We start from the raw sequence: 16,871 nt of genomic DNA on the forward strand, positions 1-16,871 counted from the left end.
ATTTATCTTTTAAAAACCTAATGTTATTATATCATAATTTGGTAATAAACATTTGTAGTTGTATTTTAATATATTTTTTTGCCATAGATCTCTTTTAATCTCTGTCGAGACTATCTTTAATTCTTTCCTACTACAACTATTTTAATACTATGGAACAGCTATAATTATAATCTATACTCTTTAATTTTGTTATATAGACTACGCAAAGAAATTCCTAAAGCATCAGCTGCTTTCTTCTTACCTTCTACTGAAATCCCAAATTTATCAAGTGCACACTTTATCATTTCTCTCTCTACAACTTTTAAAGGAACTAAACTTTTAAAATCTATTTCTTTTTTATTTTCTGGTCTAATAAAATACAAATCCTGGGCTGTTAATATATCATCATCAGCCATTGCAACTGATCTCTCTATAGCATTTCTAAGTTCCCGTATGTTTCCAGGCCAATGATAAAATTCTAAAATTTCTTTAGCATCCTTTGAAAAACCACTAATCTTCTTTCCAAGTTTACGATTAGCTTTTTTTAAAAACACTTCTGCCAATAGTAAAATATCATCTTTTCTTTCTTTAAGCACAGGTATTTCAATATTGAGAACACTTATTCGATAATAAAGATCTTCTCTAAACTTACCTTGCTTAACCAGTTTGAAAAGATTCCGATTTGTGGCTGCTATTACTCTTACATCTATATTTATGGGATTTATTCCTCCAACCCTATACATATCACCTTCTTCTAGTATCCGAAGCAGCTTAGCCTGTAAATTAAAACTCATATCTCCTATTTCATCTAAAAATATAGTACCTTCATTGGCCAATTCAAACATTCCCATTTTCTGTTGATTTGCTCCAGTAAAAGCACCTTTTTCATATCCAAAAAATTCGCTTTCTAAAAGATTAGATGGGATAGCTGCACAGTTAACCCTTACAAAAGGTTTATCATTTCTATAACTGGCCTGATGAATAGCATGGGCAAAAAGCTCTTTACCTGTACCACTTTCTCCCAATATAAGAACTGTAGATTCGGTTTTAGCAATTTGATTAGCCATTTGAATACATTTCATAAACTTAGGGCTTGAACCTACTATATCTCCAAATCCATATTTGGCCTTTGCTACATGGGCAAATTTATTGCTTAATGTCTTTATAGTTTTTTTACTTCCTTCAAGCTTTTTTAGTAATATTTCTATCTCATTTGCATCCTGAATAACAGATATAACGCCAATTATCTTACCATTTATAATTATTGGATCGTTATAAGTAATTAATTCTACTGAAGAATCATACATTTGATACTTTTCATTATAAATTGATTTTCCTGTTGCAAGAACCCTTGATATAGGTCCTCCAGGTGCTATTTTCAATAAATTTTTTCCCAGTCTATGTAATGGTTTTAATCCAGTAATTTTTTCAAAAGATGGATTTACATAAACCACCCATCCTTTACTATCAACAACTATGACACCATGTTCCATAGAATCTAGTATTGGTACTAACCCTTCCTTTGAATCTAAAGATATTATAGTTTGCCAAAACGCTGCTTTTTTTTTAAATAAATCGGTTTTCATTGGTAACCCCTTTCTGTATAACTTATTATGTCAATATAAAAGAAAAATAAAAGCCCATAAATCCTTTTAAGATACTTTGTCTAATATATCTTATAAAATGAGCTTTTACATTATTTATATTATAACAAAATAATACATTCCAAATATAATTTATAATATTTCCCCGAATTTTACAGATCACGTTTCAAACTCTAAATAGAGGAAATTGCATAGTTACTTTCTGTGAAAACCAAATACTACATATAGTTCTAACTTTTCAAAAACAATAAGATATAGATATACGCCAATAAAATTTAATAAAGGAAGGAGCCTCTGAGGTTTCCTTTTGAGCGATTTTTATAAACCTGTTTATCCTTTTTGATTATTCCATCTAAAACTTATTTTTACATGAGCCAAAAGGATTCTCAGTGGCTGCGACCATAAATTAAATTTTAGAAGTGTACATCCATATATTGTGCACTTATTTAATTTATTATTTTTGCTATAAAAAAGTAGACAATATTTTACGCTATTATATATTTAAACTTTAGACCCAAGTGTATCTTCTTTTAAACTAGGAGAAGTATCATTTTCAAGTTTTTGTTTTTTATACATTTTCATTGCTGTCATAGGACCAGCCCAAATCATTGGTATCAATACAATGGCCACAGGCACGGCACTAAATACAATCCATCTTTGCAGTGCGCTTACTCCACCTATTTTCAATAATATTGCCGCAACAATATCCATCATAATAGCCCAAAAAACCCGAACAAAATTTGAAGGGGTTTCATCGCCACTAATAACCATAGCTATTGTATAAGTCATTCCAGTTCCTGTAGTTGCTATAAAAGAAACAACAAGAAGTAGAAAAACCGGTGCTAAAATGGAATTTAACGGAATTTGTCTGATTATAGTAAATAAAGCTGCTTGCTCCCCAGTAGCCTTCAACGCATTTGATATAATACCAGGATTTTGTAATTCATAAAACATACCGCTACCACCTAATACAGTAAACCAGATATTTGTTGCAATTGGAACAATAATTGCTACTGCTATAATAAGCTCTCTTATAGTCCTTCCCTTTGAAATACGAGCTATAAATACTGCCATTAGTGGACCATAACCAATAAACCAGCCCCAGTAGAATAATGTCCAACTTCCTATCCAATTATTATCTCCTCTAAAGAGACTAATGCGAACAAAATCCTGTGTATATAAACCAAAACCATTCATAAGTGAATCAATAACAAATCCACCAGGTCCAAGGACCAATACACATGCCCCTAACAAAATTGACAGTTTTATATTAAAATTACTCAACACCTGTATTCCTTTTTCAAGACTAGAAATAGCTGCCAAGAAGTGAATTACAGCTACGCCCATAATAATCATCACTTGTGTAGAATAACCATCAGAAATCCCAAATAATTCTTTCAATCCAAAACTCATTTGTAATGCCAAAAAACCAATAGGGCCAATAGTTCCAGCAGCCACAGCTAGAATAGAAAACGCATCAGTAATTTTTCCCAAAGGTCCATAAACACCTTTTTCCCCTAAAACTGGATATAGTAAAGTTCTTGGCTTTAAAGGTAAACCTTTTTCATATGCAGCATGCATTAATACAATTGAAGAAACAGTTCCAAAAATACCCCATGCAAGATACCCCCAATGTAGATAACTAATAGCCAAAGCTGGAGCCACTGCCGCTTCAGTGCCACCTTTTATCCCTGCATAAGCAGGAGGGGTATTTAAAAAGTGAAGCATAGGTTCAGCTGCCGACCAAAAAACTGCTCCTCCTGATAAAAGTGCACACATAATCATTGCAACCCATTTGAAATTGCTAAATTCAGGTTTAGTTTTTACTAGACGTACCGAACCATATTTAGAAAATGCCAATACTAAAGCCACAACAAAAGTTATAAACATTAATAACTGCCATAATGATCCAAACCATTTAACACTCCAAGCAAATGAAACATTAACAAAAGTTGAAACAGCATCTATATTAATAAGTGAAGAAAGTACAAATAAAAGGATGGCCCCACCTGAAATACCAAAAATCAACCAATCTATTTTTTTAGCTTGTTTCTTACCAGCATCTACTTTGTCCACTATCTTCCCCCCTATAAGCATTTAAAAAACTCCTCTATAATCCTAGATCAAAAAAATTTACCCTATTTATATTTTAAAGAAGCTTCATAAGCTATTTGATCAATTTTCTTTTGGGTTTCTTCATCTAAAAGCTCCATATCTTTACTTTCTTCAACCATTTTACGCACCAATTTTAGAGACTTATCTTTTATATCTAAAGAACCAGATTTTTCCCAATCCCCCCACATGCCACGTTCTGCCAATTTAGGCATAAATATTTCCTTTCTAAAGTTAGATACTGTATGGGTATGAGAAAGGAAATTCCCTCCATGTCCTATTTCAAAGAGAACATCTAAAGCTAACCTGCTATCTGTTATATCCACCCCCCTCATCACTCTCTTAATCTGAGCCATACACTCATTACAATATGGTAAATCAGCATAGTCCACTACCATATCCATATCAAACTGCATTCCTTCAATAATATCTGAAGCCATGGCACCAATTGTACCAACCATTCCTGTTTCAAAGCCTGCCTGTGCATCTAAAACCTTTGCATCCCTTAACATAGCCGGCATTCTAGTAGGAAGATTCAAAAAACGACCTAGTTCTCCCATACAACTCTTCATAATAGCAAACTCTGGACTGGACATTGAAACATTAGATGTCCTCATATCCATACTGCGTACAAAACTCGTATAAACAACTGGTGTTCCTGGGTTAATTATTTGAGATAATGCTATACAAGCAAGAATTTCTGCATGGGTATGAGCTAATGCACTTTCAATAGTTATAGGCGAAGTAAGTCCAAGTATTCCTCCAGAACTAATAATAGAAGGAACTTTATACCTGCTAGCTTCTATAAGAACTTCTAGAGTTAAATTATCAATCTTCATAGGTGGCATAGTTAAAACCCAAAAGGATATAAATGGTCTTTCAAGAAATGCTTCTTCGCTCCCTACTGCTAGGGAAGCCATTCGTATTGCATCTCTTACACCTTCCTTTCCAACAGCTCCACCAGTAATATGTTTAGTAGTATTTTTTATACTTGTGGCCCAAGTATACCAATCACATGCTCTTTGAGGAACATCTTGGGGTGTTACAAGTGCACTAGCTATTGAAACATTCTCTAATTTTTCACAAACTCTAGTTAAATGAACTAAATCTTCATCAGTTGCAGGTCGTTTTTCCCTAGTTTCTAAATCAATAACTTGAGTTGCCATAGTCATAGCTGCCAATACCGGAGCACTTTCATTTATCCTGATATCGTTTTCCTCATTCCTACCATAAAGCACAAATTCATCTCTTTTAGGAGCTGTTTTAATAGCTTTTGCCACCAATTCACGAGGAATTTTCACAATATTTCCTTCGACTTTTGCTCCCCCTTCTTTTAATATATCTCTTGCTTCTTCTAAAAGCAGTTCAATACCCATATCTTCTAAAAGGTCTAAAGCCACATTATGTATATATAACAATTCTTTTTTAGAAAGAAATTTTAATTCAGGTTTCATAATTATACACACCCCTTTATTATAATTCTCAATTTTATATAAGCAGTATTTCAAAAGAACTTCTTATTTTATTAAATAAGCAATTTTCATAATTACCAAAGTTTAAAAATATAAATATTCTATCTAATTTTGTTATACAAACTACGCAAAGAAATTCCTAAAGCATCAGCTGCTTTCTTCTTACCTTCTACTGAAACTCCAAATTTATCAAGTGCACATTTTATCATTTCTCTCTCTGCAACCTTTAGAGGAACTAAATTTTTAAAATCTATTTCTTTTTTACTTTCCGCTCTAATAAAATATAAATCCTGGGCTGTTAATATATCATCATCAGCCATTGCAACTGATCTCTCTATAGCATTTCTAAGCTCCCGTATATTTCCAGGCCAATGATAAAATTCTAAAATTTCTTTAGCATCCTTTGAAAAACCACTAACCTTCTTTCCTAGTTTACGATTAGCTTTTTTTAAAAACACTTCTGCCAATAGTAAAATATCATCTTTTCTTTCTTTAAGCGAAGGTATTTCAATATTAAGAACGCTTATTCGATAATAAAGATCTTCTCTAAACTTCCCCTGCTTAACCAGTTTGAAAAGATTCCGATTTGTAGCTGCTATTACTCTTACATCTACATTTATAGGATTTATTCCTCCAACTCGATACATCTCACCTTCTTCTAGTATTCGAAGCAGCTTAGCCTGTAAATTAAAACTCATATCTCCTATTTCATCTAAAAATATAGTACCTTCATTGGCCAATTCAAACATTCCCATTTTCTGTTGATTTGCTCCAGTAAAAGCACCTTTTTCATATCCAAAAAATTCGCTCTCCAAAAGATTAGATGGGATAGCTGCACAGTTAACCCTTACAAAGGGTTTATCATTTCTATAACCGGCCTGATGAATAGCATGGGCAAAAAGCTCTTTACCTGTACCACTTTCTCCCAATATAAGAACTGTGGATTCGGTTTTAGCAATTTGATTAGCCATTTGAATACATTTCATAAACTTAGGGCTTGAACCTACTATATCTCCAAATCCATATTTAGCCTTTGCTACATGGGCGAATTTATTGCTTAATGTCTTTATGGTTTTCTTACTTCCTTCAAGCTCTTTTAATATTGTTCTTACCTTACTTGCATTTTGAAACACAGATATGACACCAACTATTTTATCTTTTATAGTTATTGGATTAGTATTTGCAACCAATTCATTATCTATATCAAACAGCTTAAAGTTTTCATTTGGAATGGATTTACCTGTTTTAAGTGACCTTGAAAGAGGACAATCTGGTGCAATTTTTAAAATATTCTTACCCATCCTTTCTGTCATTTTTAATCCAGTAACTTTTTGATAAACTGGGTTTACATAAACTACCCATCCATCTTTATCAGCAATTATAACGCCATTTTTCATACAGCCAAGAACTGGTATCATTATTTTATTGAGATTGGAAGAATCTAGATCATTACATAAATACTTATTCTCTTCTATTTCTTTGATCATTAGCATCCTCCCTATAATAGAAAATATTATTAACACTAATATCTCTGGCTTCAACTTCCTTTTATTTCTACATTATAAGTTTGTAGAATCTATACTCTCCTATAGTTTTTAACAATTTCTTTATTCCTTTTTATTTCTACCTATTTGTCTAGAATAATCTATAATCGCTTTTTTCAAGGCTAAAGCTCCTAACAATGAACAATGCTCTTTACCCTGTGGCAGTCCACCCAATGCTTCTAGAATATCCTTTTCTGAAATAGCATAGGCAGCCAAAGTAGATTTGCCCTTTGCTAAAACTGTAGTTATACTACTAGAAGCAATAGCACCGCAACAACCTTGAACCTTAAATTTAATATCTTTTATAAAATTATTTTCTACTTTAATGTATATTTTTAAATGATCACCACAATTTGGATCTCCTGCAAAACCTACTCCATCAGGGGATTCAATAATGCCTACATTCTGTGGATTTTTAAAGTGCTCAATGGCAATATCCGTATACATTTTTCACTCTCCTTTACTATAGATCTGTCACTGAGAAACTAAAGAAACAGAAGTAGACTCTGAAATAAACTTACTAATTCTTCAAATAAATATAATTTTCGTTATGGCTTTCAAAAAAGTCTACATTTAAAAGCTTATAAGAAACTTTTTATAAACCTGTTTAACCTCTTAATTATTTAATCCAAAACAAGTTTATAGTATGAGGCAAAAAATTCTCAGTGGCTACTGGAGTTAATTAAATTTCTTAATCACATATCTATATAGATAACCAATAGAAAAACTATCTATATGTATCTACAGCTGAATTATCTATTGTTATTAAGCTATTTCTTCTTTTTCACCATTAATATAAATATAAATTTAATAATAGATTTTCAAAATTAAGAGTTCTTAATATAGATGCTCCAACTATTCCAAATAGAAATATACTTAATACTGAAGGGATTCTTTTTAATATATTTGTAAAAACCCAACACCCTATAATTCCTATTACAGATAACATTTGTAGATTAGTCAGTTATATGTAATCGAAATCTGTTAATTCCCACTATTTATTACAGATTTCGATTACAATTTAATTAGAAGAAAATATATTTAATATTAAATTACTTTTCAAATGTACGTATTTCCATTGTCATACAACCATTTGGAATTTTATATGGCCCATGTACCATTCCTGGAGGTCTACAAGCGTAATAACCTTTTAGATAAGTTTCTTTTTTATTCTTATCATATAAACTTCCATCAATAATATAAACTTCTTCCCAAAAATCATGTACTAATACTTGATCTGTCTCCATTGGAGGAAATTTTAATATTCGAGTATAAGATCCTGTCTCTGGATCACGACTCACAATTTTCTCCATTATTCCTTCTTGAGCATCTTCAACCTGTTTCCATGGTACTTTAAGATCAACATCAAAAAACTCTAGTTCTGGCTTAGCCATTATTCATACTCCCTTTCTTTTTATATTTTTAATTATTCTTTAATCCAATCAATAATTTTGATTTGATAACAGCAGCTTAAAGTTTCATTACGTTTTTCATCCTTTAATTCCACATCAAAAGTATTACTAAAGGGCATACCTTCAATAAGTGCCCCCACCGTACCGGAAAAGATAACTGTACCTTCTTCCAATTTCCCACCTAAAAGAGCTTTAACTCTTTTTAAAAGTTCTTCTGGTCTCATAAACGCATCTAAAGTTGTATCCTGGTAAATCTTAGCTCTATCCTTTCCTATCCAAGAACGCATTTTTAAATCATCCCAGTTTTCCTTAATATCATCAAACTTCCATACTCCCCGGGAAATAAAATTTGGACACATTTGTTTTGCTTTAGGAATATTACCTACTTCTAATTTACGATCAGTGTGATCGCTTCCAACAGCAACATATATTTCATTATCTGCAACCAAAAGCACATATTCCGCCTCACCTGTGCTATCCTTGTCAATTACTTCACAGTAATTATCTGTAGTTAGTAAAGCTGCTGCTTTTGGAAAGTAAGTAGGTATTTTATCTGGTGCTGGCACTCCCACTTCCTTTAACTCTTCAATATGTTTCATTACTTCCTCTTGATTTCGTCCTGTATACCCTGCATTAATAATTTTTTTGACAGTGTAATATATAGGCCTTTGAGGATTTCCATTTATAAATAATTCTAGCGTATTTTCTCTCATTGCTTCATCTCCCTAATAGATTATTTAAGGATACGGTCTTTGAGAGGAGTAAATTCCTCTCTTATTTTTGGTACATTTTCCGGATATATTTCTGCTTTTAAAATAGTCTCCCTTTCTGACGCACTTGTCACTACGGTTCCCCAAGGGTCAACAACCATGCTTCTTCCAATAAAAGCCTTGCCTTTACTGGTTCCAGCACATCCACTAGCAAGATAATAGCATTGATTTTCAATTGCTCTTGCTTTATTTAAAACATCCCAGTTTTCTACCCTAGGATAAGGCCATGCAGCACAGCTAATTATTATTTCTGCACCCTTATCTGCCATCCGTCTATAGAGCTCTGGAAAACGCAGGTCATAGCAGATACTAAGCCCCACTTTTCCAAATTCAGTATCTATTACCTCTATCTTTTCTCCTGCTGATAGCAACTCTCTTTCTTTAGAACCATATCCAAAAAGATGTATTTTACTATAATCTCCAATAATCTGTCCCCTTCGATCCAATAAAACACAAGTATTATAAAACTTTCCATTTCTTTCTTCCACAAAGCTGCCAGTAAAGATATAGGAATTCTTTTTGCGGGCTTTTGCTGAAAGTCGTGAAACTAACTCTCCATCTAAAGTTTCGCTTTCTGTATGATACCTTTCATAGGAGAAGAACCCTATATTCCACAGCTCAGGTAAAATAATTAGATCTGAACCCTTTAATTTATCTATTATTCCTTCAACTCTTAAAAGTCTTTGTTCCTTAGTTTCTTCATCATTAATTCCCAGCTGAATAATTGCAATTTTCAATTTTTATCCTCCTTTCTCGATTAATTATTTTATATCCAGCATATTAGTTTTTCTTATTAATAAAGTATTTATATCAAGATAATCTCTAAATTTAACTAAAATCACCAAGGTAAATAGGCTTTGGCCCTTCCATATGTATAGCATTTTGTCCACAAAGTGAAGCACATAATCCGCATCCATCACATTTATTAGAATCTATCTGAGCTTTCTTTTTACCATCTATTTCTTTATAGGATATGGCTCCTCTAAAGCACCAATTTTCACAGATATTACAGCCGTTACATTTATCGGTGTCCACAACAGATACATTTTGTGTATCCCTATCAACCTTATCCCATGTTTTAATTTGAGGTATAGTAATTCCTCTTAACTCTTCAATGTTTTTGTAACCTTTCCTTGTCATGTATTCACCTAATTTATCAACATACTCTTGGATCATTCCAAATCCTTTAGGACTATACATAAGAGCAGTACATGTCTGAACAGTGGAAGCACCAACCATAATTGATTTTACTACATCCTTCCATCCCCAGATTCCATTTGTTGCAGATATTGGTAGGTCTATCTCACGTCCAATTTTAGCTACCCATTTAAGCATAATAGGTCTCATCCATGGCCCACCTACTCCTGCAAAGCTTGAATGAAGAAGTGGACGTCCTGTCTCTATATCTAATTCTAGTGCAGGAAAACGATTGACAACTGTCAATCCACGAGCACCAGCCTCTTGTACTTTTCTAGCTGTTTCCATTGGATTAACTGCTTCTGCTGTTAATTTTACAAACACGGGAATATCCACAGCATCACAAACTACTTTAGTTACTTGAGCAGCCACATCTGGATTACTGCCCAGTTCCTGGCCACTTAGATATCCTAAATCACGTGGATGAGGACATCCAAAATTTAATTCTAATGCATGTATACCTGTTTCTTCAGCTTGTTTAGCCATTTTACCCCAATTCTCCAATGTATCTCCTGATATGCTCCCATAAAGAACTACATCATTCTTGCGACAATAATCTGCAGCTACTTTTAATTCTTCTGCCCACTCATCTGGTGTATATTGTGCTAAAAATTCACAGGAATAGTTCGAAAAAGCATGGGGCCAACCCTTCTTGTGTAAAACAGTAAAACGAGGTGATACATACTTTTGTAACAACGGTTCCGGTGAAATAGTTTTGGCTATAATACCTCCAGCCCCTGCATCAACACATTTTTTCATGTATTTTGCATCCTTAGATGGAGTAGCAGAGGCAACTACAATTGGATTTTTGTGTCTTATTCCACACACATTTACACTAACATCAGCTTTCACGATATTTTCCCCCTTATAATTGTATTTTTTTATTTGTATTTTACTTTAACCCATCTGGAGTCACTAGAGCCTCCTCTGGTATAAGTAACTGTTTTTATTTGCTGCTGTATTACTGTTTTTGTTTTTCTCTTTTTCAGCTAAGCCTTTTAAAATTTTTTCAGGTGTAATAGGTATTTCATAAAATCTAACTCCAATTGCATCATATATGGCATTAGATACAGCAGCGGCAACGGGATTAAGTGCTGGTTCTCCAATTCCCTTAGCACCGAAGGGGCCATTTGGATCATTACTCTCTACAAAATCTGTATAAATCCTTGGAACATCATTTGAACCTGGAATTCTATAATCTAAGAAATTATCATTTTGAAGAACTCCTTTTTCATCATAAATCATATCTTCAGTTAAAGCCCAACCTATTCCTTGTACTATTCCGCCTTCTAATTGCCCTTCTAAGAGAGTAGGATTAATAACTCTACCGACATCATGTACTGCCCAATAGTTTACAACATCTACTCTACCTGTCTCTTCATCTACTTCAACCTCAGCAATATGAGCACCATAAGGATATACTGGAGAACAGTTTCCATAATAATTTTTCGGTACTACTGTTGGCGGTTTCCAATAACCCACTCCAGTTACAGGCATTCCACCGTGCTCAAATACATAATGTTTAGCAGCCTCAGCAAAGGTAAGAACTTCTTTTCCAGTTTCTTTTTCAAATATAATTCCATTAGAAGCATCTAGCTCTTTAGCAGGTCTTTCTAATATTTCTCCTGCCGCCTCAAGTATTTTCCCTTTAGCATCCTTAGCAGCAGCTATAGCACCCTGACCTCCTAAAGTAGTTCCACGGGTTGAAAATGATCCACAGCCAAGAGAACTAATCTGTGTGTCCACTGTAGCCACAGAAAAATCTTCATAGCGAGCACCTAATGCCTCACATGCAATTTGTGCAAAGGCTGTATCCTGGCCTTGACCCATATCACATTCTCCATGTACAAGGGTAACTTGACCTTCCTCGCCTATTCTAATTAAAGATGATGCTCCATCAAAGGGTTTGAAGAATGCACGATTTCCAGAAACATGCATAGTAGATGCTATACCAATCCCCTTTTTCAGCCTTCCTTTTTGCCTCTTCTTACCATATTTCTTTTCCCAATCTGACATATTTCTAGCCTTTTCTAAACATTCTGCTAGACCACAGGTGTTAAGCTCCCAACCATGAAGGTTTACATCTCCATCCTTGTAAGCATTCTTTAATCTTATCTCGATTGGATCTATATCTAACTTTTCTGCTGCTCTGTCTAATAATTGTTCAAAGGTAGTAATCATCTGAGAATTTCCAAAGCCACGCATACATCCTGTAGGTGCTGTATTTGTGTATAATAAATCAGCTTTTGATCTTACATTTTGGAAATCGTAAAGAGCATCTATACGATAGCATGTAGTTGATGCAATAGGCGGACCATATACAGTTCTACCACCATTACCTGCCAGAGTATAAACTTTTTTGCCTATGAATCTACCATCTTTTTTTAAAGCAAGTTCAATACTAATTTCCATTGGTACTCTCGGATTTCCAGCAATAAAGTCTTCCCTTCTTGTATTAACAACCTTAACTGGCTTACCAGTATGTCTAGCTAACTCTGCACAAATTAAATGAGCCATATACTCAAATTTAGCTCCAAAGCCACCGCCCATATAGGGTTTAATAACACGTAATCTACCGGGATCCAATCCCAAAGCCTTAGCATATACAATTCTACACTTCATAGGAACTTGTACAGGAAGCCACATAGTAAGTTTTCCATAAGCATCCCACTGAGCAACTGCTGCCTTTGGTTCGAGATATGCCTGATATGCCTGACTAGTACTATATGTACCTTTAACTACAAGATCCGCATCTTTGAAAGCTTTATCAACATCTCCTCTTTCAACTTCAGTATGATATGCTATATTATCAGGACAATCTTCATGAATAATTGGTGCACCTTTTTTAATTGCATCCTTGGGAGTTAAAACTACTGGTAGCTCTTCATATTCAACATGTATAAGCTCCAATGCCTTCTCAGCAGTTTCTTCATCTATTGCTGCCACTGCTGCCACTTCATCACCAACAAACCGAACCTTATCTTTTGCTAAAATATACCAGTCATTACGTCCACATCCCGTTCCAAAGGGAATCTTAGGTGTGTCTTCAAAAGTAATCACTGCCTTTACTCCGGGTATTTTTTTTGCTTCACTTGTATCAATGCTTAAAATATTAGCATGGGCATAGGGACTACGCAAAATCTTCCCATAAAGCATCCCAGGAAGCTTCATATCTGTAACATATTCAGCTGTACCCATAGCTTTTTCCTTTACATCTATAGGAACTACTCTTTTACCTACAACATCAAATTTATTATTTTTCATTTTTTACCTCCTTTCCTTACTATTTCTTTGTTTTAGCTGCTTTTAAAATTGAATCTACTATTTTTTGATATCCAGTACATCTGCAAAGATTGCCAGAAATTGCAGTTCTCACTTCTTCTTCAGTAGGATTTTCATTTTTATCTAGTAAAGCCTTAGTAGTCATAATAAATCCTGGAGAACAATATCCGCATTGTATTGCGCCATTTTCAGTAAATGCTTTTTGTATATAATCTAAATCGTTGTTCTCAGCTAAACCTTCTATTGTAATGATTTTTTTCCCTTGAGCCTGTACAGCTAAAACCATACAAGAATTAACAGGCTTTCCATCAATAAGAACTGTACAAGCTCCACATTCACCTGCACCACAACCCTTTTTAGTCCCTGTCAATCTTAAATCGTCCCTCAAAACATCTACTAGTGTGCGAGTAGGATAAACATGGGTGTAATAATCATCTCCATTAATATTTAACTTTATTGATACTTTCATTGAGATTACACCTCCTTATTCTGTAGATTAGTCAAAGCTCGTTTCATACAAACACTAATCATTCGTCTTCTATAATCGGCACTAGCTCTAACATCTGTAATTGGTTTGGCTTCACTGGCTGCAGTCTCGGAAGCTTTAATGATTACATCTTCCTTCAGGACATTTCCCAATAAAACCTTCTCTGTTTCAGATGCTCTAAAAGCTGTTGGCCCAACGGCGCCTAAACAAACTCTAGCTTCCTTAATCTCGTCTCCATCTAAAACCAGAAAAACTGCTAAATTTGCTATAGCAACATCCATAGATTTTCTCCATTTATGGCACATATAGACCCCTACTGCCTTTTCAGGGAGAGCCGGCACTTCAATTTCCTTTAAAATCTCGCCTTCATACAGTGCAGTTTTTCCTGGTCCTACTAAAAAATCATTTAAGGGCAATGTTCTTTCCCCGTCAGGCCCTATTACAGTAACTTTGCTATCCAGCACTAATAAAGGTGGTGTTAACTCAGCTGAAGGTGCACCATTACAAATATTTCCTCCTACAGTTGCAGTATTGCGAATTTGCCACGAGCCTAATTTTGAAGCAGCATCAGCTAAAAAGGGATATTTACTGATAATTTGTGGGTTTTCTTCTACAGAATTAATTGTAGTCATAGCTCCAATTTTAACTCCATTTCCATTTATGCAAATATAATTTAGTTCTTCTACATTTGTTAAATCTAAAAAATTTTCAATCTTAACTTTCCCGTATTCTAATCCTACAAGAAGATCTGTACCACCAGCGAATAATATAACTTCTGGATTTTTTCTATAATAATCCACTGCTTCCTCTAATGTACTAGGTGCAAAATAAGTTGTATCTAGCATTTTTTCACCTCCATATTTTTATGTTTCAAATTTTTATTATAGTTTCACAGAAATAGATGTATAAGGAATATTTCCCTGCTAAGGTCAAACAATTGTATTCATTATTACACGTTTGAATCAGCATTACTGTGATTTCCTTATTTTCTGCAAAATTAGCAATATTAGATTTAGTTAGCATACAACACTTTACCAAATGCAGTGATAACGTTTTCTCTGGTTCATAAAATTTATTTTAAATGGGAATGTTAATTTTTCTAATACATGTTAACTTATATTTAAATCGATTAATCTTATATATCGCAACAATTATGCCAATTAAATTAATATTGTGTATATTGTGAATTTAAGCCAATAGCACAAGTTTTATATATTTTTTGTTTATAAATTTATTTGCATTTTTTGCAATTTTTTTGGATTCTCTTTTTAAAATTAGGAGTAAAGTCATGATTTTTCAATATTTGCACTATTTGCACATATAATTGCAAATAGTGCAAATAGTGCAAATAGTTTAAACAAATACATGCTGTTTTTAAGAAAATATAAAATCCTAAAATCTTAAAGATATCAAGGTTAAATAGTATAACCTTATTCCATCCTTGCCTGATTTTAGGATTTTAAAATTTTTTCTTCTTATAGATGTAAGCTTGTAAAATTTAATTTATGGTCGTAACCACTGAAAATCCTTCCTTTCTTAAGTTTATTGGCCTATATTTAGATTACTACTTTACAGAATCTTATATTTTGCTATTACTACAAATAGAAGTATAAACAAACTTAAAACATAGATCCCCTCGATCCAGTTTCCAAGCTTGCTTCCTGTCTTTACTAATGGAATAGACAATTTTTTATTGAGCAACTTATAGATTCCCATATAAAATCTATATTTCTTTAATTTATTATGTAGATTTGACCATCTTAATATCAAGGGTATAACTGATATAGGTACTCCACTGTTAGTAAATATATCGGCTAAATACAAATGACTAAAATAACCAATAAAAAAAGCTATAGAAATATTAGGTATTGACAAAATATTTTCTACATGCTTTACTCCAATAGTTGCTAAAATAAGTCCTTCAGGTGAATGTAAAAATGTTCTATGGGGAAATATAGCTATAGCAATAAATATAATCCCCCAGGTTATTCCTTCAATATTTCCTTTGCTAAGATATATACAGGCAATTCCTATACTTAAATATACAATCATCATAAAATATTTTTTAATCCTTGCTGCTCCAGTATTTATTCTTTTCAATCCTTTTGTCAAAATTGGAACATATATTTTCTCTCCTACTTTAACTCCATTAATTGCTAAGATAAATAAAATTACTGAAATTAGTACAAGCTCTCTTGATAAATATTGTTTATTATACATATAGATTATAATAAGTCCACAAGGAACACTGAAGAATAGAAAAGCAAATGTTTTTTTTGCTAAATTCCTATAACGATTCACAATACTATTTGATTTTTTGAAAGCTGGATTTCTACTATTAATTAAACTATGATCAGAATCAGCATCAGGAAATAGAGCCCCAACTGCTGATGCTAAAATACAAATAACCATTGAGCCAATATCAGATAAATTAACTATAGTAATAGCTGGTATCATAGAAAATAACAGATAATACAAAACACCTAATGAATAATGGGTTTTTCCCATCATGGAAATCACTCCTAATATCAAAAAACATAGTAAAATCTTTTGCCATTCTAAGGTTTGCTCATTTTTATGTATATAAATTTCCCATAGCAAAACTTAATTTAACTCGCTGTGCTAGTTCCTATATCGAAAATTTTAATGTTTAATATCTTAAATCATTATTATAACTTGATTATTAAACTTGTTCAACTCTTAAAACAAATCCACATTAAATCTTCTATCTTCAAACAGCTTAATTCCATATACAAAAAAACAAAGTAGAATTAGAATCCTACTCTGTATATTATACATTTATTGCATTATTTTATTTTCTAAAGCTAATTTATTGGCTTTTTTATTATAATATTGTAAATAATCTTCAAAGCTTTTTTCTTTCTTTTCCTTGGATTTTTTTAAATTAAAATTATCATTATTCCTTTTAGCTAGAAAATCTGGATATAAATAAGCAGCCGATACTCTCATATCAAAAACCTCCATCAATTATTAGTTACTATAGATTACGTA

14 protein-coding genes are annotated in these 16,871 nt (G+C 33.0%); all 14 read right to left on the reverse strand.

Going from position 1 to position 16,871, the window contains the following annotated elements:
- Window positions 1-164: 164 nt before the first annotated feature.
- Window positions 165-1,565, reverse strand: a complete 1,401-nt coding sequence (locus B5X81_RS11875) for a sigma-54 interaction domain-containing protein (protein WP_079491984.1) — start codon at window positions 1,563-1,565, stop codon at window positions 165-167.
- A 519-nt stretch (window positions 1,566-2,084) separates the two neighbouring features.
- Window positions 2,085-3,659 carry a BCCT family transporter gene (locus B5X81_RS11880; protein ID WP_208985046.1) on the reverse strand — a complete coding sequence of 525 codons (1,575 nt, stop codon included), beginning with the start codon at window positions 3,657-3,659 and terminating at the stop codon, window positions 2,085-2,087.
- Window positions 3,660-3,721: 62 nt separating this feature from the next.
- Window positions 3,722-5,149, reverse strand: coding sequence for a trimethylamine methyltransferase family protein (locus B5X81_RS11885; protein ID WP_079491987.1), 1,428 nt, complete (start codon window positions 5,147-5,149; stop codon window positions 3,722-3,724).
- Window positions 5,150-5,268: 119 nt separating this feature from the next.
- On the reverse strand, window positions 5,269-6,654 hold the full coding sequence (locus B5X81_RS11890) for a sigma-54 interaction domain-containing protein (protein ID WP_244282073.1): 1,386 nt from the start codon (window positions 6,652-6,654) through the stop codon (window positions 5,269-5,271).
- A gap of 120 nt (window positions 6,655-6,774) precedes the next feature.
- On the reverse strand, window positions 6,775-7,158 hold the full coding sequence (locus B5X81_RS11895) for an iron-sulfur cluster assembly scaffold protein (RefSeq protein WP_079491989.1): 384 nt from the start codon (window positions 7,156-7,158) through the stop codon (window positions 6,775-6,777).
- Window positions 7,159-7,763: 605 nt separating this feature from the next.
- Window positions 7,764-8,105, reverse strand: coding sequence for a cupin domain-containing protein (locus tag B5X81_RS11900; protein WP_079491990.1), 342 nt, complete (start codon window positions 8,103-8,105; stop codon window positions 7,764-7,766).
- 32 nt (window positions 8,106-8,137) lie between these two features.
- Complete coding sequence (locus B5X81_RS11905) at window positions 8,138-8,836, reverse strand: DUF2848 family protein (RefSeq protein WP_079491992.1); 699 nt, start codon at window positions 8,834-8,836, stop codon at window positions 8,138-8,140.
- A gap of 20 nt (window positions 8,837-8,856) precedes the next feature.
- Window positions 8,857-9,630 carry a carbon-nitrogen family hydrolase gene (locus B5X81_RS11910; RefSeq protein WP_079491993.1) on the reverse strand — a complete coding sequence of 258 codons (774 nt, stop codon included), beginning with the start codon at window positions 9,628-9,630 and terminating at the stop codon, window positions 8,857-8,859.
- A 91-nt stretch (window positions 9,631-9,721) separates the two neighbouring features.
- Window positions 9,722-10,942, reverse strand: coding sequence for a tRNA-dihydrouridine synthase (locus tag B5X81_RS11915; protein WP_079491995.1), 1,221 nt, complete (start codon window positions 10,940-10,942; stop codon window positions 9,722-9,724).
- A gap of 63 nt (window positions 10,943-11,005) precedes the next feature.
- A complete protein-coding gene (locus B5X81_RS11920; protein ID WP_079491996.1) occupies window positions 11,006-13,354 on the reverse strand; it encodes a xanthine dehydrogenase family protein molybdopterin-binding subunit in 2,349 nt (782 codons plus the stop codon).
- A gap of 19 nt (window positions 13,355-13,373) precedes the next feature.
- A complete protein-coding gene (locus tag B5X81_RS11925) occupies window positions 13,374-13,841 on the reverse strand; it encodes a (2Fe-2S)-binding protein (RefSeq protein ID WP_079491998.1) in 468 nt (155 codons plus the stop codon).
- 5 nt (window positions 13,842-13,846) lie between these two features.
- Window positions 13,847-14,704, reverse strand: coding sequence for an FAD binding domain-containing protein (locus B5X81_RS11930; protein WP_079491999.1), 858 nt, complete (start codon window positions 14,702-14,704; stop codon window positions 13,847-13,849).
- Between the two features lie 724 nt (window positions 14,705-15,428).
- Complete coding sequence (locus B5X81_RS11935; RefSeq protein ID WP_079492001.1) at window positions 15,429-16,370, reverse strand: metal-dependent hydrolase; 942 nt, start codon at window positions 16,368-16,370, stop codon at window positions 15,429-15,431.
- Window positions 16,371-16,658: 288 nt separating this feature from the next.
- Window positions 16,659-16,829, reverse strand: a complete 171-nt coding sequence (locus B5X81_RS27440; protein ID WP_170917392.1) for a hypothetical protein — start codon at window positions 16,827-16,829, stop codon at window positions 16,659-16,661.
- Between the last annotated feature and the right edge of the window lie 42 nt (window positions 16,830-16,871).

The organism is Maledivibacter halophilus, from assembly GCF_900167445.1.
In the GTDB taxonomy this organism is placed as follows: Bacteria; Bacillota; Clostridia; order Peptostreptococcales; family Caminicellaceae; genus Maledivibacter; species Maledivibacter halophilus.